The following is a 16,093-nucleotide window of genomic DNA, read 5'->3' on the forward strand; positions in this document are numbered from 1 at the left end:
GAAATAAGGTGAAAAATCCACTACCTGTAGATGCCTGATTGATTCAACTACTATTCAGTGGGGATTAAAAAATTCCCGACTGAATAGAGTATCACTTAATATTTACCCAAACACTTTTCACTTCTGTATAATTATCAAGTGCATATGAACCTAATTCACGTCCGATACCAGATTGCTTATATCCACCAAATGGCGCAGCAGCATTTTCTAGGTTATAATCATTAATCCACACTGTTCCTGCCTTTAATTTATTGGCAACTTGATGCCCTGTTTTAATATTTTGTGTCCATACACCCGCAGCAAGTCCATATGAAGAGCGATTTGCTCTTTCAATTACTTCTTCTGTCGAATCAAATGGAAGTACAACGACAACTGGTCCAAAAATTTCTTCCTTAACAATTGTCATATCGTCTGTAACATTTGTGAATACTGTTGGCTGTACAAAATAACCTTTTTCAAATGCGCGTTCACCGCCGGCTGCAACAGTAGCACCTTCAGCTTTTCCTTGTTCAATGTAATTTAGCACACGCTCTTGTTGTTTTTTAGATACGAGCGGTCCCATTTCAGTTTCCGCCTCCATACCTGCTCCAAGCTTCACTTTATTTGCCATTTTCACAAGTTCATTTACGACTGTTTCATAATGCTTTCGATGAACGAAAACTCGAGATCCTGCGCTACAATTTTGACCATGATTATACATAATTCCTTGGAACGCACCGTTAATCGCTTCTTCTAAGTCAGCATCTTCTAAAATGATGTTTGGTGACTTACCACCAAGTTCTAACGTTACATGTTTAATTGTTTCTGCAGACTGACGCATAATATATTTCCCTGTAACTGTTGAACCTGTGAAAGCTACTTTATCAATATCATGATGGTTTACAATTGCCGATCCTGCTTCAGGGCCAAAACCTGGTACAAAGTTTACGACACCGTTTGGAAAACCAGCTTCTTTAAAAAGCTTCGCTGTATATAGTAAAGATAAAGGTGTTTGCTCTGCTGGTTTTAATACAATCGTACAACCTGTTGCAAGTGCCGCTCCCATTTTCCAAGAAGACATAACGAGCGGAAAATTCCACGGAATAATTTGACCTACAACACCAACCGGTTCATGGCGTGTGTAATTTAAATAATCTTTTGAAATCGGAATTGTTTGCCCGATAATTTTTGTAGCCCACCCCGCATAATATCGGTAATTTTCTACTGTCGCTGCAATATCATCATCAAGTGCTACTTGATATGGTTTTCCATTATCTAAAGCTTCTAGTTGTGCTAATTCTTCTCTATGCTCTTCAATTAAATCTGCTAATTTATAAATAAGATGCGCTCTTTCAGCAGTAGGCATTTCCGCCCAAGGACCGGTTTCAAAAGCAAGTCTTGCCGCTTTTACTGCAACATCGATATCTTCTTCTTGTGCTTCACATACGACAGCCAGAACATCTTCTGTTGCTGGATTGTATGTTTCGAACGTCTTTCCACTTATTGAAGGAACAAATTCACCATTAATAAACATTTTAATCTCTTCATTTAAAAACGCTTTCACTTTTGGTTTCAGCTCAATGTTTGTCGTTAACATATATGCTCTCCTCCTTATTTAAACAACTGCATGAGCTGCAATTTCTGATAAAATCGTTTGAAGCTTTTGATCTTCTTCTACAGTTAATCCTAATCTCGGATAACGTGAAGGTCCTCCGACCTGCCCATGTAATTCCATTGAGCGTTTAACTATTTGTACATATTTCCCTGAGCCTTCAAGAAACTCACAAAGAGGTAAAATAGCATCGTTTATCTCCCACGCTTTTTCTAATTCACCATTTTGAAAATGCTCATACATTTTCGTAACGAGTCCTGGAACGATATTTCCTGCTACTGAAACCCATCCTGTTGCACCAACTAAATAAGATTCCATAACTAAATCCTCAGATCCGCAGAAGACTTGGAAAGCACCTTCCCCTTGTCTTACTAAATCTCTCGCTTTGCGAATATCTCCGCTAGATTCTTTAATATGTGTAACATTTTCAAACTCTTTTCCAATACGGAGCATTAGCTCTGTACTCATATCAACACCAGAAGTAAATGGGTTATTGTATAACATAATTGGTATGTTTACAGCGTTTGAGATTTCTTTAAAATGAAAATAGATTTCCTCTTCTTTCGGTTTACAATAATACGAGTTTATAATTAATGCACAATCCGCTCCGTGTGCTTCCGCATGTTTCGTATATTCAATCGTTTCTTTCGTCGTCTCCGCAGTAGTTCCCACAATGACTGGAATACGGCCATCCACTTCTTTTAATACTGTTTCTACCATGTTAAATCGCTCTTCTTTTGATAAACTAACAAATTCCCCCGTACTTCCATTAATAATAATTCCAGCTACTTTTTGCTCAATAAAGTAGTTTACGTTTTGTTTTACACCTTTCCAATCAATTTCTTGAAATTCATCCATCGGTGTTATTAATACTGGAAATGCCCCTTTAATTTTTTGCATCTTTATCTCTCCCTTTAACATTTTATTTTAATAAGAAACCTGTTGGAAACGGATCAGTAGGGTCTAATAGAAACGTCTGCATTCCTGTAATAAACCCTCTACTTTCAAATCGAAAAATGTATCCTAGTTCTTCTTTCTTCACTTTTTCTACTGTTATAAAACTATTAAATATACTTTCGTTTTTAAAAGGTTTATCCGTTATATAATCATTTTTAAATAAAGCATGAACATAGGACACAATAGTAGAAACAAAACCTGGTGAACGCACAATAAAGTTATCTTCATGAAATGTAATCGACTTTATATGGTTCTTTTCTTTTTGCGTAGAATCAACTAAAATAAGTCTTTTTATAAGTGACTGTTTTTGTATAGCTTGAAGTGTAGCTTCTCCCCATTTTTTTAATTCAGAAATATTTTCAATACGAATATCTGGTGAAGACGTATCCTTTTCTACAACTGCATATACTTTATCGGCTTGTATGAGAGAGTAACTTATATTACCAATCTTCAAATCTTTCTCAACCATATAACAAAGTTTGCTTTCAAACGAAACAGATATAACTTCATCATTCTCTATATACGCATGGACTGAAAATATTCCGGATAACGTTTCGATTTTGTATTGATTAGACTCTCTCTTTTTTAAATACCCGCTTTCTAGTAACATCGTTATTACTGCGACAATGCCTCCGTAATGAAGAGGAATGGATCCTTCATGATTAAAAAACAATACAGCTGCATCCACTTCCTTATGAATAGAAGGAGCGACAATACATCCATTTAAACCGATAAAACCACGTGGTTCATTTAATAAAAGCTTCATTTCTTCTGCTAATTCACCAGTAAATTGTTCATTTAAATGTTCTAAACTGTAGTAGTATTTGCATGGTACGTCTTTAATTACACGAAATGCTTCGCCAGCTACGTGCACATCTACTGCTGTATACATTTTTTGAATGTTCATTTTACATCCTCCGTTTCATGTTCCATCGGCGGAATTAGCAAAAATCCTTCTTTAAGTGGATCCTTTTCATTGTAAAAAAATCTATGCATACCCATAAGCCAAGCTGAGCCCGTAATTTTCGTTATTACAGCCTCAATATTCTCTATATTTGTCGCGTTTATGACACACCCTTTAAATAAAGAGCCAACGATACTCTCATGAACGAACTCTTCATCGATTTCTATTTCTTTATGAGCGTATAATACAGCTAGCTTCGCTGATGTTCCTGTACCACATGGAGATCGATCAATTCCTCCTGGTGGTACAACAACTGTATTTTTCACATGTGCACTTTCATGAGTAGGATCTGTGTAAAATTCAATATGTGTTAATCCACTTATAAACGAATACTCTGGATGAATGATTTCAAACTTCTCATTAATTGTATTTCTAATATGAATCGCCTTATCAATGATTGTAGAAGCATTTTCTGGTACTAGTTCTAGACCAACTGCCTTCGCATCGATAATGGCATAAAAATTCCCTCCATATGCAATATCAGCCTCTACAGTTCCAATGTCTTCAACGTGTACAGAAATATTTTTCAGTAAAAAAGCTGGTATGTTACAGAAAGAGACTTCTTTCGCTTTACCATCTTGAACAGAAATATCTACTTCCACTAAGCCAGCTGGTGTATCTAGCTTTAAAGAAGTAATCGGTTCAACTACTGGAATTAAACCTGATTCAACTAAAGCTGTACATACACCGATTGTATCGTGGCCACACATCGGTAAATATCCACCTGTCTCTATGTATATAACACCTATATCAGCTTCAGGATGACACGGATCTGTTAATAATGCCCCTGACATTACATCATGACCACGAGGTTCATTCATTAACAATTTCCGAATCCAGTCGTACTCTCTTTTCATATGTAACATCTTCTCTGCCATCGTCTCTCCAATTAACTTAGGAAGTCCGCTAATTAATGTCCTCGTTGGATTCCCGCCCGTATGTGTATCAATTGTCGTAAAGACTCTTTGTGACCTCATCCGTTTAACACCCTTTCTGTAAAACGACTCAACCGAAGTGGTTCAATAGGAATGATTGTTTCTTTTTCATTTAATAACTCTTCAATCACTTTCCCGGTAACTGCCGCAAGACTAATTCCATCACCTTCATGTCCTGCTGCGATAAAGTAGTTCGGAATGTGTTCCACTCTTGAAATGATTGGTAAATGATCTTCTGTCCACGGACGTAATCCAGCATAAGAACGAATCACCATCATATCTGCCATTTTCGGATAAAAACGAATCGCTCGGTTCGCAATACATTTAATAATTTCATTATTTATTCTCGTATGAAACCCTACAAATTCTCTACTACTACCAATTAAAAAGTTTTGGCTTTCAGTTGGCTCAAATACAAGAGCTACCCCGTATTTTTCAGTTAAAGCATCCACTTGTCGTTTTCCGCTAAATTTAGAAATCAAATAACCAAATTCCATTACTTTACGAGAACCTACGTGCTGTTGCCTTGAAGCTACGATAATATGCCCTTTTCTCGGTTCGATTGGAATATTTACATCTAACATCTGTCCGATTTTAGGAGCCCAAACACCGGCTGCGTTCACCACTTGCTTCGCAGTAAACGTCCCATTTGTTGTTTCTACAATAAAGGAACCATCTATATCTCTTTTCATTTCTTTTACTTCTGTATGATTAAAAGCTTTCGTACCAAATTTCTTCGATTCTGCAAGAAGTGAAAAAGCAAGAAGATATGGATTTACAGTTGAATCCGTTGCACATTCTAAACCACCCAATAAATCATCTGCAAAAAATGGTGATTCTTCTTTTATATCTTGTCTATCAAGCATTCGAAACGGTAATCCAGCTTCTTTTTGACGATTTACCCATTGCTGTGCTGCCTCCATCTCTTCGTCTGATTCACAAACGAGAATGCTTCCTGGCGCTCTATATTCAAATGAGTGCTCCAATTCTTCACTTAATTCAGTTACTAAATTTTGACTTACTAACGACATTTGACTATCAAACCCTGGGTCTTTATCAATAGCCAAAATGTTCCCATCACACCGTGAAGACGTTCCACTGACAAATTCTCCTTTTTCAATGATCGTTACGTCTCTTCCGTATTTTGAAGTGTAATAAGCGATAGAACATCCTATAATTCCACCACCTATTATTAAAACGTCACAGTGCCTCATATATATCACTCCTCCTTTCTCCTAAATCTCTCACTTTTTATTTATGCAATTGGTGTGCCAACTCTACATACAGAACTATTTATATGAAATAATTTTTATTTGTAAAAATATTTTAAATTTATCGTAAATGGGTGTATTATTTCTTTATCACTGTCTAAATTTTTATACATACCAGGAGGACACTATGACATTTTCATTTCCAACAATAAAAGAGTTTATAAAAATTTTATCAATTGATCGTACAAGCACCATTCAGCACATGAAACAGGAAGGTAAAAATTTTTATTACCTTCCTTCATCTACTGAAGAATGTAGTTGCGCAGTTATTTATGAAGAGGACTCTTTCACTACGTTAATCGAAGCTTTTTCTAACAATTCGGCAGTTGTAATTGTGAACGAAAATCTAGATCCTATATGCTGTGTAACTGCTCAACAAATGATTCCATTTCTTTATAAGTCTTACAATGATCTGCTAGCTTTTTATAACACTGTCATTCAAACGACTGATTCTTCTGTTACCGTCATTGATGAGAAAGAATGCGTTCGTACCTGGACGGATGGCGCCGAAAAGATTTTTTCAGTCAACCATAATGAAATTATCGGACAACCCATTACACGGTTTTTTGATTATAAAGATTTAGAAATTTTACAATCATTACATGACGGAAAAAGCATAATCGCTCAGTTCCATCAGCCTCGTCCCGATTTATTCGTATTAATTAATTCAAATCCAGTATATTGTAACGATGAAATTATAGGAGCAGTCGTTTCTGAAACTGATGTTACAAATCAAGTCGCTTTGAATGAAAAACTATTTAATATGTCGCATGAAATGCACCGATTAGAACAAGAAGTAGCAAAATATAAAGATACATCCGATCCTTTCCTTGCAATGAATGGAAAAAGCCCCGTTATACAAAGAACGATTCAATTAGCTAGAAAGGTTTGTTCAGTGAAATCTACGGTTTTAATACTAGGCGAAAGCGGAGTTGGAAAAGAAGTGTTTGCGAAAGCAATTCATGAAGCAAGTGAGACAACAAATGCCCCTTTCATTTCAATTAACTGCGGTGCAATTCCTGAAGCGTTATTTGAAAGTGAATTATTTGGTTACGAGCGCGGGGCGTTTTCTGGTGCAAATAGTAAAGGTAAGAAAGGAAAAATAGAGCTCGCGCAAGGCGGTACTTTATTCCTTGATGAGATTGGAGAAATGCCTCTCGATATGCAAGTGAAACTTTTGCGTGTACTGCAAGAACGAAAGTATTACCGAGTTGGTGGAGAAAAAGAAATAAATATTGATTTCCGCATTATCGCTGCTACAAATCGTGATTTACAAGAAGAAATGAGAAAAGGAACTTTCCGAGAAGATTTATACTATCGCTTAAATGTAGTTAGCTTGCATATTCCGCCACTACGCGAAAGACGAGAGGATATTATCGAATTAACATACTCATTCTTAAACGATTTTTCAATAAACTATAACAGACCAATTCGAGACTTACCTTCAAATATTATGCATGAACTACTTCATTACAATTGGCCTGGTAATATTCGCGAGCTCCGCAACGTAGTTGAAAGACTCGTCGTATTTGCGACAGATGGTATTATTAAACAAGAATATTTACCATTTCATACAAATGAAACTTTAGACAATCATGCGGCTCAATCCCTATTACTCAGCAACAATAATACGATTCTTTCTTTACAAGAAGAAATGGATGAGCACGAGAAAAAGGTAATTGAAAGAGCTTTGCGCATTTTAGATGGTAATAAATTAGAATGTGCGAAACAACTTGGCGTAACGAGGGCCACTCTATATAACCGTTTAAAAAGACTGGGGTTACAATAAAGTGAAACTTTAATCAGTGGGGGTTTTGTTCATCCCCACTTGATTATCAGCCCTCACCAATCGGGCTTTTACGGGCAGCCCGACCCCCACCTAACTTCTTTGCTTTCACTAAATTTCGAGGTGGGGTCTTACTGCCCAGCAAATAGCGGGATAACCTATCTCCTCCTCTATGTTGGCATAGTTATTGCATAATAATTTGTGCAAACCGAACTAGAGGAGGAATACATATGACGAATAAAGAGAACTTAATTGTTTGTCGTTGTGAAGAAGTTACATACGGACAACTTCAATCGACAATTGCTGAATATAATTGCTCAGCTCGTGAGTTAAAACTAAGAACACGTGCTGGTATGGGTTTTTGCGGCGGCAGAACATGTAGAATGACGATAGAACGAATGGTAGAAAGTGCGAATCCTAACATATCCCAAAATGAAATTCCATTAAAATATCAACCACCAATACGTGCGGTTACTTTTGGAGCGGTAGGTGAAAGTAAATGAGTAGAATTACAGATCACCCTATTTTAGGTAGTTTAAATAATAGTGAACGCATCACTTTTCAATTTAATGGTCAACAATACGAAGCTTATGAACACGAAACTATAGCTGCTGCCCTGCTAGCAAACGGAATACGAACTTTAAGGGTCCATGAAGATAGCGGGACACCACGAGGTATTTATTGTAATATCGGGCATTGTTCAGAATGCCGCGTGACAGTAAATAATCAAACGAACGTAAGAGCATGCTTAACTGTTGTAGAAGACAATATGGTTGTTGAAAGTGGAAAACAGCATCCAAATATCGTGAGAGAGATGGTGAAAAAACGATGATCGATGTAATTATTATTGGTGCAGGACCAGCAGGATTATCAGCCTCCATCTCTTGTGCACATTTTGGACTTAACGTACTTGTTATTGATGAATTTATGAAGCCGGGCGGGAGATTGTTAGGACAGTTACATCAAGAGCCTACTGGGGAATGGTGGAACGGAATAGAAGAATCAAAGCGCCTTCATGAAGAAGCAAAATCCCTTTCAGTCGATATTCGGTGCAGTATTTCCGTATATAACTTAGATAAAGATGAGAGGTCTTGGTTCGTACATACAAATATCGGTACGTTAGAAGCACCGTTCGTACTAATTGCTACCGGGGCTGCGGAGTATTCTATTCCCCTTCCTGGCTGGACACTTCCAGGAGTTATGTCAATTGGAGCAGCTCAAGTTATGACGAATGTTCACCGGGTTCAAGTTGGAAAAAAAGGAATCATAATTGGCGCTAACATTTTGTCTTTCGCCATTTTAAATGAACTGCAATTAGCTGGAATTAAAGTGGATCATATTGTACTTCCTGAAAAAAGTGAGTTAAGCCAGAAGGCTGGTGAACCAGAAGAAGTTTTGAACTCTCTTTTAAATGCAGCTCACCTCGCTCCTTCTGCTTTGCTGCGTATAGGTAGCCGTTTTATGAAATATGATTGGATTCGAAAAGCTGGATTAACCTTCTATCCAAATAGCGGAATGAAAATAAACGGGACACCACTTCATCTCCGGAGAGCTGCACTTGAAATTATCGGAACGGATCAAGTTGAAGGTGTTCGTGTTGCTAATATTGATTCTAAAGGAAATGTTATTAATGGATCAGAAAAGATATATGAGGCTGACTTCGTTTGTATTGCCGGAGGGTTATATCCGCTTGCTGAGCTTGCCGCTGTAGCTGGTTGTCCGTTCCATTACATTCCTGAACTTGGCGGGCATGTCCCACTTCATTCAGAAGAAATGGAAACCTCTCTTCCAGGTTTATTTGTTGCTGGAAATATTACCGGAATTGAAAGCGGGAAAATCGCAATGGCGCAAGGTACTGTCGCTGGATATTCAATCGTAAAACAAGCTAATAAAACATCTAATTCGGTTGAAAAACATTTACAACAAGCAATTCAAAATGTTCACACTGTACGTCAGAAAGCTGCGATTCAGTTTAATCCGATGGTTGGTGTTGGTAGACAAAAGATGAATGAGATTTGGCGTGATTTTCAATCATTTGAAGAAAATCAACAAATGAAAGCGTGAAATACTAGCATATAAAAAAGGCGGTGGATTCATTTCCACCGCCTTTTTTATAATTTTTGTACTACATCTAGTATTTCTGTTACGTCAATTACAGGAACCAAAGGTATTACCTATTTTTCATTCCGACTAAAACTTTCGATATCGACATCCATAAATTTATAAACATTAAAATTCCGCAAATATCAGCGACAATTACATACAATCCTATAAATTGGTTTTCAAAGTGGAACAACGGAGTGTAATAAATGGCCATAATTAAGGATATAACCATTGAAAAAAGAAGCAGTTTTTTCCTAGTTATCATATAAATACAATACAAAAACGTATAATAAGCCCAAAATTGCGCAGCATACCATGCATGAGATAGTCGAATACCTGTTTTCGTGTGCAAAGTTGTTAATACCAGTATGCATATTACAAGTAATACAATTACTGGTGCAAATCTAACAAATTGCAAAAGATTTATTAAAAAGCGTTTTTTTGAACTTAGGTGATTTGCTTCGTATTTAAACATCTGTTTCGTTATATAATGAACAAAAAATATTAATCCTACACTAATAGCTAACATAAAAAATATCATTACTACGCCTTCTTTTCTAATGTATTAATCAACTGTATTTTAAAAATCAATAGGACTTAACCTAATAAAAATTACACCATCATTCTTCTACCTTGCTTTGAATAATAAAATATTAGATTTCTGAAATATCATATCAAATATAGTTGTGATTTATTTGTCGCAATTCGTCGAATAGATAAATAAAAGTCGTTTTATGTCAAAATTATTATTTATTTGGATAGCCAACTTTGGATTAGATAGATAAAATGATGCAAATACTAAATTGAAGACACATGAAATACTGGATTTTATTCTAAAAGAAGAAACATATTAGCAATATTAATCCAAATAAAAAAACTGTTAGAGCATACAGCTCTAACAGTTTTATTGTTCATTATTATTAAATTTCGCTAATGCGTAAATGCCTTCTTCATCATCTAATTCAAGTTGCAATCTTGCTGCAAATGAATTGACGTTGTATTCTCGATCAAGCAACAAGCGTAGTGCTTCGATTAAGTTTGCTTGAATTAAAATTTGCTGGCGACCATTTACCTCTACTTCTGCAGAGAAACCGTAGTCATCATCATACATTAGTTCAACTGAAACTTCTTCTGGACCAACTTGTCTTTTTTCAGCGATATATACGCAAAGCGCATTTATAAGTTCTTGTTCAGAAATTTTTATTGTTTCCATGCTACTTCATCTGCCTTTTTCTTACGTTGATCTTTGAAGTATTTAAATGCACGAACTGCTAACATTACGATACCAGCCATTACTAACATATTTACCATAAACGCTAATACAGAACCAAGAGCTCCCATATTTGCAAATAAGCTACCCATTAGTAAACCACCAAGACCACCTAGTAATAAACCTTTCATAAAGCCACCTTTATTACTTTTTGGTGCTGTGTTTGTTGCTTTTGTTTTTGAATCTGTTGTCGTTTTTTGTGAATTTACATTAGAATCTTTTTTGTTTAAATCAACTTTTGAATTTTGACCAGAACTTGGTGTATATGATTTTTTACCAGATTTGTAACTTTTCGCTTCCGCGTGATTTACGAACATAAAGCTACTAGCCCCAAAGATAACCATGAATGCTGTCATTACTGCTACAAGTTTTTTCAACATATTATATCCATTCTCCTTTTATATAGATATATGTGAAATCTACCTTTCTTTTAAAACAAGAATGATAGATTTGTTTTAAAACCATTTTAAAGGTTCTTATGAACTCATTATATGAACTTTTATCGAAATATGCAAGTATTATTTACTAACGACAATAATTCCATAACAAAGGAAAAATTAAGAAAAACGGAATTGACTTTAAATGAAACAAAACATATTATAAGTTCATAAGAACTTTTTATAATTTTGGAGGTGAAAAGATGGAAACATTTCATCTCACACGAAACGAAATGGCAACGCTCCTTCTATCATTAAGAGGATGGAATCCGAAAAAGCCTCTTAGCATTTTACAAGAAGCTTGGGCAAAGTCACATAAAAAAGATATTGAAAGCGGACAAAGCGTTACAGCTTTTATTACAACCGCACTTTCACCTATTTTTGAAAAATTAATTAAAATCGATGATACGGATGTCGGTTTTTCTTTAAATGAAATAGTTGCGCTTGGTAATCAGATTGAAAACACAAGTTTCTCTGTAACTGCTATGCAAAACTGGGTGAAACGAGATATAAAAGAAATGATTGGCTCCCCTCAAAAAGGGAAGAAATATTCAATCGAACAGGCAGCCTTACTATTCATTGTCGAAGATTTAAAAACAGCGCTTGATTTTGAATCTATTCGCAAACTATTACGACTCATCGTAAATGACCCGGCCGATCGAAGTGATGATTTAATTAACCCTGTTCATTTATATGTAGCTTATTCCTCTTTATTTGAAGAACTAAATCAAGGGAATTGCATACAACTAAATGCAACAGATACTATTCATACGATCGAAAATATCGTGAAAGAAAAGGCTGATAAAATCGCAAGTAAGTTCGATCAAATTAATAACGAACAACGCGAAGCAATTCGTAACGCTATTATTATCGCTACACTCTCTGTACATACCGCATATGTACAAATGCTAGCGAAACGTTATGTGACAGCAACGTTATTTTTACAAAATTTAGATGTGAAGCCGTAAAAGAGGAGCCATAGATTATGGCCCCTCTTTTTGTCATTATAAAAGATACGATTATATCGATGTTTCTATGTATATAATAAATTTATTTAATTTAGAAATGCCAATAGTTTCACATAGCCTCCTTTTTCAATTGTTTATTTTATCCAATATAGATTTAACAAAGCCTGTTTTATCATCAGCATATTTATGTTTATTATTGGGGTTAACCTGTGACAATTTCATCTTTAACTGCTCATACTCAATCCGAGCAGTTTTATTATTTATTAAGTAGTTTCTAAAACACAATTGTTCAATTAAATATTTATTCCCCTTTTCATACATATGAATTTGATGTGTTCTCGGCTCTCCTTTATTAAAATAATATCTTTCAGGTAATACATCTTTTCTATACCTATATTTTAAATGCTCTAACCTAGCAATACATTTCACACCATTCTCAAAATTTTTTAATTCAATTGCGATATCAATAATAGGTTTTGCACTCAAGTATGGAATAGAAGTACTTCCAATATGATGTATTGCCAAAATATATTCTCCGATTTGGTTTTCAATTAACTGTTTCTCTTTTAAAAATTCGACTTCCCATTCCTCAGTCCATGGAACTAAAAAAACTTCACCACGGGGTAATCCTAACATCCGATTAACTCCTCCTTCATATAACCCTTTTTTACAGCCTTGAATTCTAAACATTCCATCTTTATTGTATAACATACAAATCCCCACTATTTTTACTACATACAAAATGAGGAATTTTTAATACTCCTTTCATTCTCTCTTCATGAAAACTGGGCTTATATCCTTTACGATAAAACATATACGAGACATAAAAGTCTTGAAATAGCAATCTCCTATATAAATAAGGTATAATCTACATATAGTGAACCTTTTATATTATTAAATAAAGAGGCATATATTCAAAAATTCATGAACTAGAAGGTGCAACAATGTTAAGTAGTTTTATTCATTCAGTATTAACATTTTTTGAAGGATTAGGTTATTGGGGCATAATGCTCGGACTTATGATTGAGATTATCCCAAGTGAGATTGTCCTTGCCTATGCAGGATACTTAGTATCAAATGAAAGTATCTCATTTGTAGGCGCAGTTATATTCGGTACAATTGGCGGCGTTATTGCCCAAGTTTTTGTTTATTGGATTGGACGATACGGTGGTCGCCCTGTATTAGAACGTTACGGAAAGTATATTTTCATTCATAAAAAACAAATTGATGCTGCTGAAGATTGGTTCAATCGTTACGGAACTGGCGTAATTTTCACAGCGCGCTTCATTCCGGTAGTACGTCATGCGATTTCAATTCCTGCTGGTATCACAAAAATGCCATTACTACGTTTCACTACATTAACAGCACTTGCGATAATCCCTTGGTCTATCATTTTCATATATCTAGGTGAAAAGCTAGGTGAAAACTGGGAGAATATTAATGAAATTGCTGGACCGTATGTGAAATCTTTCGCTATTGGCGGGGTTGTTCTTATTATTTTATATTTCGTAATAAAAAAGTGGACAAAAAAACGTAAAAATCTTGCTTAAGATTATAATAAAACCGCTATAAATTCATTAAGAATTATAGCGGTTTTTATTATCTGCTTAATTATATATTATAAATTGTATTATTTCTTCTTTATGTTTTAAATCATGTTGAATGAGTGATGAAAAATAATTGTTTAATCTCACTCTTTTCGTGCCGAATTGGTAATCATCTTTAAAATTCTGGGCAGAAATTTGATTGATTTGATCAACTAACTGTTTACGAGTAAAGCTAAATTGATCTATCAGTTCTTCTTTTGAAATACCAGACCTTGCATATTTTATTGCACCCTTATTCATTTCCTCAACATCTGTTGGAACTTTAGGTACAGATTGTCCACTTATAAAATATGGAATTCTATACTTCATTAAAAACTCATCCCAAACGATAAAATGTGAAATTACATCCGCAATTGCCCATGAACCTTTTTTAAATTGTTGAAACCATATATCCTCCGATATTCCATTCAATGTTTGGCACCATTCTATTAGATTTAACTTTTCTTCCAGAATCCTTTCTTTCTCCATAATGCACTCCTTTTCCACACTAATAATTCATTCTTATTAATGATTTCTAGACATTTCATTAAAACCCTCCAGTTTAAGATTTACGTGGATAAGTTACAATTCATTTGTAAATTCGTATAGTAACTCAAAAGGAGTGATTCCCCTATGCATTGGCAGCAAAAAGTACCATACTTAATCGGACGCCCTGTGGGTGTTTCTCTCATTAATGGGCAAGGGACATCCGGCGTTTTATGCGGCGTACAAAATAATCAATTATTTGTTTATGAATACCTTTACCAAGCTCAATTTGCAATGAAACATTATGATTTTAGACAAATTCAAGATATACACGCCTTTCCAAATTGCCCACACCAAAATCCTTTATACTAAAAAACAGGAACGGCTTAATTGCCATTCCTGTTTCTAAGTTGTTATTTCTCAGAGTAAAACTTCTGCACTGCTTCATCGAAATAAATCCAGCCTTTCCAGCCCAAATGAATCGTATCTTTTAAGAAATACTTATCATATTCATGGCTAGAAAAATCGACTACTGGGTATCCCGCTTTCTCGACTTGCTCACGAACCTTATTATAATACACATCACGGCGTTCTTTCGGGAAGCCAGTGTAATCATACCACGGTCCGTTTACAGGTACAGAAATAAAGAGTGGTTTTACATTTTTTTCTTTGAAAAGATCTAAAACAATTTGTAAGTCATCGTATTCTGGTGAATCATCATACGTTTCGTTTGCTCTAAAGTTTTTTAATCCTTTTAATTTTTTCTTTAAATTATGTTTATAGTAATATGGATTTTCAATTCCAAATGTATTTGTTGTGGATCCCGCTTTACCTTCTTGTTCCGCGTGTTTTCGTGCATCTTCCCAAGTAAGTGAACGTAGTCCCGTATTTGTTTTCTCTTTCATCGGTTCGATCTTAAATAGAGAATTAAATAAATCTCGATGATCTAAAATATTCCGGTACATATATGCTAGCGGTTTAGCTAGTCCAGCTTTTATGTTATGTTTTGTATCGTCATATACAATACTTTCTAACGAGCTACTTAATATCGCATCTTTACGAACCACTTTATAATCTAGTAAACGTTTCGCAATTTTCTTCTTCATTTCAGGATTTATTTCATCATTAAAGATAAAATGATATGCTTGTTGCTTAGAGAAATTATTTGTAAAATCCCCTTCCTGTACACCACTTTTAGTAAACCACTGTGGTGAAAGAACAAACACTACTTTTTTACCATCTAATTCATCCATTGTAGACGTCATATTTAAAATATGAGCCAAACTTTGCGTACCGCCAGTCCCAATTAAAAATGGTGTAAAACCTGCTGGATTTACTTTGAAATAGTTAGATGGATGGTATGCATCCATTCGTAAAAATTCAGATGAACCGTACATTGGCAAATACTGCGAATTCTCTAACATTTTCTTCTGTAAGAAAACACTTTGTAGTTTTTCTTTTTGTAAGGACGTTGCCGCATCTTCTATCTTTTTATCACTAATTAGCGATACTAAACTTTTAGATGGAATAAGCAATACAATGAAAAAAAGTATACAGGCTAAAATAATTGGTCCGAAAGCATGCTTCATCTTCATCAAATATTCCTCTTTCCATTACTATTAAATTGTAACCCTTGTTTTTGACACGTCATCTTTTCTCTCCTTTTTCTCTATACATGTTCCATTCTATTTTTCTATTATATACATGTATGTATTTTCTCCCTTGTTCTATTAAGTCCT

18 protein-coding genes are annotated in these 16,093 nt (G+C 35.0%); 7 read left to right on the forward strand and 11 right to left on the reverse strand.

The genetic code is table 11. From position 1 onward, the window contains the following. Nucleotides 1–91: 91 nt before the first annotated feature. From BWGOE10_RS13590 to BWGOE10_RS13610, 5 genes are read right to left on the reverse strand one after another with little or no spacing between them, the layout of a single operon-like run. The gene (locus tag BWGOE10_RS13590; RefSeq protein WP_070143379.1) at nucleotides 92–1,576 is read right to left on the reverse strand and encodes an aldehyde dehydrogenase family protein; all 1,485 of its coding nucleotides are present in this window, start codon (nucleotides 1,574–1,576) and stop codon (nucleotides 92–94) included. 18 nt (nucleotides 1,577–1,594) lie between these two features. Continuing rightward, nucleotides 1,595–2,491: a 4-hydroxy-tetrahydrodipicolinate synthase gene (gene dapA, locus BWGOE10_RS13595; RefSeq protein ID WP_070143381.1), complete on the reverse strand. Its 897-nt coding sequence runs from the start codon at nucleotides 2,489–2,491 to the stop codon at nucleotides 1,595–1,597. 22 nt (nucleotides 2,492–2,513) lie between these two features. Further along, nucleotides 2,514–3,455: a proline racemase family protein gene (locus tag BWGOE10_RS13600; RefSeq protein WP_070143383.1), complete on the reverse strand. Its 942-nt coding sequence runs from the start codon at nucleotides 3,453–3,455 to the stop codon at nucleotides 2,514–2,516. Further along, nucleotides 3,452–4,489 carry a proline racemase family protein gene (locus tag BWGOE10_RS13605; protein ID WP_070143385.1) on the reverse strand — a complete coding sequence of 346 codons (1,038 nt, stop codon included), beginning with the start codon at nucleotides 4,487–4,489 and terminating at the stop codon, nucleotides 3,452–3,454. The genes BWGOE10_RS13600 and BWGOE10_RS13605 overlap by 4 nt, the downstream gene beginning before the upstream one ends. Then, the gene (locus BWGOE10_RS13610) at nucleotides 4,486–5,661 is read right to left on the reverse strand and encodes an NAD(P)/FAD-dependent oxidoreductase (protein WP_070143387.1); all 1,176 of its coding nucleotides are present in this window, start codon (nucleotides 5,659–5,661) and stop codon (nucleotides 4,486–4,488) included. Before BWGOE10_RS13610 ends, BWGOE10_RS13605 begins: the two co-directional genes overlap by 4 nt. A 184-nt stretch (nucleotides 5,662–5,845) precedes the next feature. Between BWGOE10_RS13610 and BWGOE10_RS13615 the strand changes: the two genes are divergently transcribed. From BWGOE10_RS13615 to BWGOE10_RS13630, 4 genes are all read left to right on the forward strand, one after another. Continuing rightward, nucleotides 5,846–7,507, forward strand: a complete 1,662-nt coding sequence (locus BWGOE10_RS13615; protein WP_070143389.1) for a sigma-54 interaction domain-containing protein — start codon at nucleotides 5,846–5,848, stop codon at nucleotides 7,505–7,507. Between the two features lie 227 nt (nucleotides 7,508–7,734). After that, nucleotides 7,735–8,007 (forward strand): (2Fe-2S)-binding protein, encoded by a 273-nt coding sequence (locus BWGOE10_RS13620; RefSeq protein ID WP_070143391.1) that lies wholly within the window; start codon nucleotides 7,735–7,737, stop codon nucleotides 8,005–8,007. Beyond that, on the forward strand, nucleotides 8,004–8,336 hold the full coding sequence (locus BWGOE10_RS13625; protein WP_070143392.1) for a (2Fe-2S)-binding protein: 333 nt from the start codon (nucleotides 8,004–8,006) through the stop codon (nucleotides 8,334–8,336). Before BWGOE10_RS13620 ends, BWGOE10_RS13625 begins: the two co-directional genes overlap by 4 nt. Next, nucleotides 8,333–9,568 carry an NAD(P)/FAD-dependent oxidoreductase gene (locus tag BWGOE10_RS13630; RefSeq protein ID WP_070143394.1) on the forward strand — a complete coding sequence of 412 codons (1,236 nt, stop codon included), beginning with the start codon at nucleotides 8,333–8,335 and terminating at the stop codon, nucleotides 9,566–9,568. The genes BWGOE10_RS13625 and BWGOE10_RS13630 overlap by 4 nt, the downstream gene beginning before the upstream one ends. Nucleotides 9,569–9,674: 106 nt before the next feature. Here BWGOE10_RS13630 and BWGOE10_RS33425 read toward each other — a convergent pair whose 3' ends face one another. From BWGOE10_RS33425 to BWGOE10_RS13645, 3 genes are all read right to left on the reverse strand, one after another. Beyond that, nucleotides 9,675–10,148, reverse strand: coding sequence for a hypothetical protein (locus BWGOE10_RS33425; protein WP_070143396.1), 474 nt, complete (start codon nucleotides 10,146–10,148; stop codon nucleotides 9,675–9,677). Between the two features lie 363 nt (nucleotides 10,149–10,511). Continuing rightward, nucleotides 10,512–10,820 carry a YxcD family protein gene (locus tag BWGOE10_RS13640; protein ID WP_000447767.1) on the reverse strand — a complete coding sequence of 103 codons (309 nt, stop codon included), beginning with the start codon at nucleotides 10,818–10,820 and terminating at the stop codon, nucleotides 10,512–10,514. Next, nucleotides 10,808–11,257: a hypothetical protein gene (locus tag BWGOE10_RS13645; protein ID WP_002012966.1), complete on the reverse strand. Its 450-nt coding sequence runs from the start codon at nucleotides 11,255–11,257 to the stop codon at nucleotides 10,808–10,810. Before BWGOE10_RS13645 ends, BWGOE10_RS13640 begins: the two co-directional genes overlap by 13 nt. Nucleotides 11,258–11,517: 260 nt before the next feature. Between BWGOE10_RS13645 and BWGOE10_RS13650 the strand changes: the two genes are divergently transcribed. After that, on the forward strand, nucleotides 11,518–12,282 hold the full coding sequence (locus BWGOE10_RS13650; RefSeq protein ID WP_000447223.1) for a DUF1836 domain-containing protein: 765 nt from the start codon (nucleotides 11,518–11,520) through the stop codon (nucleotides 12,280–12,282). A 126-nt stretch (nucleotides 12,283–12,408) separates the two neighbouring features. Here BWGOE10_RS13650 and BWGOE10_RS13655 read toward each other — a convergent pair whose 3' ends face one another. Continuing rightward, nucleotides 12,409–12,918 carry a GrpB family protein gene (locus tag BWGOE10_RS13655; RefSeq protein ID WP_070143721.1) on the reverse strand — a complete coding sequence of 170 codons (510 nt, stop codon included), beginning with the start codon at nucleotides 12,916–12,918 and terminating at the stop codon, nucleotides 12,409–12,411. Between the two features lie 308 nt (nucleotides 12,919–13,226). On the opposite strand from BWGOE10_RS13655, the gene BWGOE10_RS13660 reads away from it, so the two are divergent. Further along, nucleotides 13,227–13,832 (forward strand): DedA family protein, encoded by a 606-nt coding sequence (locus BWGOE10_RS13660; RefSeq protein ID WP_070143398.1) that lies wholly within the window; start codon nucleotides 13,227–13,229, stop codon nucleotides 13,830–13,832. A 57-nt stretch (nucleotides 13,833–13,889) separates the two neighbouring features. Here BWGOE10_RS13660 and BWGOE10_RS13665 read toward each other — a convergent pair whose 3' ends face one another. Next, nucleotides 13,890–14,357, reverse strand: coding sequence for a DinB family protein (locus tag BWGOE10_RS13665; RefSeq protein WP_070143400.1), 468 nt, complete (start codon nucleotides 14,355–14,357; stop codon nucleotides 13,890–13,892). Nucleotides 14,358–14,501: 144 nt separating this feature from the next. Between BWGOE10_RS13665 and BWGOE10_RS13670 the strand changes: the two genes are divergently transcribed. After that, nucleotides 14,502–14,726, forward strand: coding sequence for a hypothetical protein (locus BWGOE10_RS13670; protein WP_002032598.1), 225 nt, complete (start codon nucleotides 14,502–14,504; stop codon nucleotides 14,724–14,726). 41 nt (nucleotides 14,727–14,767) lie between these two features. On the opposite strand, the gene dltD is transcribed toward BWGOE10_RS13670, so the two are convergent. Further along, entirely contained in the window at nucleotides 14,768–15,949 is a 1,182-nt protein-coding gene (gene dltD, locus BWGOE10_RS13675) for a D-alanyl-lipoteichoic acid biosynthesis protein DltD (protein ID WP_070143401.1), read from the reverse strand. Nucleotides 15,950–16,093 lie beyond the last annotated feature (144 nt).

Origin of the sequence: Bacillus mycoides (genome assembly GCF_001757995.1) — a bacterium.
Lineage (GTDB): Bacteria > Bacillota > Bacilli > Bacillales > Bacillaceae_G > Bacillus_A > Bacillus_A mycoides_B.

What these genes read in the sequence shown, in the direction of transcription:
- BWGOE10_RS13645 (WP_002012966.1), bottom strand. Translation starts at nt 11,257, where the DNA reads ATGTTGAAAAAACTTGTAGCAGTAATGACAGCATTCATGGTTATCTTT.
- BWGOE10_RS13665 (WP_070143400.1), bottom strand. Translation starts at nt 14,357, where the DNA reads ATGGAGAAAGAAAGGATTCTGGAAGAAAAGTTAAATCTAATAGAATGG.
- BWGOE10_RS13670 (WP_002032598.1), top strand. Translation starts at nt 14,502, where the DNA reads ATGCATTGGCAGCAAAAAGTACCATACTTAATCGGACGCCCTGTGGGT.
- BWGOE10_RS13640 (WP_000447767.1), bottom strand. Translation starts at nt 10,820, where the DNA reads ATGGAAACAATAAAAATTTCTGAACAAGAACTTATAAATGCGCTTTGC.
- dltD (WP_070143401.1), bottom strand. Translation starts at nt 15,949, where the DNA reads ATGAAGATGAAGCATGCTTTCGGACCAATTATTTTAGCCTGTATACTT.
- BWGOE10_RS13590 (WP_070143379.1), bottom strand. Translation starts at nt 1,576, where the DNA reads ATGTTAACGACAAACATTGAGCTGAAACCAAAAGTGAAAGCGTTTTTA.
- BWGOE10_RS33425 (WP_070143396.1), bottom strand. Translation starts at nt 10,148, where the DNA reads ATGATATTTTTTATGTTAGCTATTAGTGTAGGATTAATATTTTTTGTT.
- BWGOE10_RS13630 (WP_070143394.1), top strand. Translation starts at nt 8,333, where the DNA reads ATGATCGATGTAATTATTATTGGTGCAGGACCAGCAGGATTATCAGCC.
- BWGOE10_RS13660 (WP_070143398.1), top strand. Translation starts at nt 13,227, where the DNA reads ATGTTAAGTAGTTTTATTCATTCAGTATTAACATTTTTTGAAGGATTA.
- BWGOE10_RS13655 (WP_070143721.1), bottom strand. Translation starts at nt 12,918, where the DNA reads ATGTTAGGATTACCCCGTGGTGAAGTTTTTTTAGTTCCATGGACTGAG.
- BWGOE10_RS13610 (WP_070143387.1), bottom strand. Translation starts at nt 5,661, where the DNA reads ATGAGGCACTGTGACGTTTTAATAATAGGTGGTGGAATTATAGGATGT.
- BWGOE10_RS13650 (WP_000447223.1), top strand. Translation starts at nt 11,518, where the DNA reads ATGGAAACATTTCATCTCACACGAAACGAAATGGCAACGCTCCTTCTA.
- BWGOE10_RS13625 (WP_070143392.1), top strand. Translation starts at nt 8,004, where the DNA reads ATGAGTAGAATTACAGATCACCCTATTTTAGGTAGTTTAAATAATAGT.
- BWGOE10_RS13605 (WP_070143385.1), bottom strand. Translation starts at nt 4,489, where the DNA reads ATGAGGTCACAAAGAGTCTTTACGACAATTGATACACATACGGGCGGG.
- BWGOE10_RS13600 (WP_070143383.1), bottom strand. Translation starts at nt 3,455, where the DNA reads ATGAACATTCAAAAAATGTATACAGCAGTAGATGTGCACGTAGCTGGC.
- dapA (WP_070143381.1), bottom strand. Translation starts at nt 2,491, where the DNA reads ATGCAAAAAATTAAAGGGGCATTTCCAGTATTAATAACACCGATGGAT.
- BWGOE10_RS13615 (WP_070143389.1), top strand. Translation starts at nt 5,846, where the DNA reads ATGACATTTTCATTTCCAACAATAAAAGAGTTTATAAAAATTTTATCA.
- BWGOE10_RS13620 (WP_070143391.1), top strand. Translation starts at nt 7,735, where the DNA reads ATGACGAATAAAGAGAACTTAATTGTTTGTCGTTGTGAAGAAGTTACA.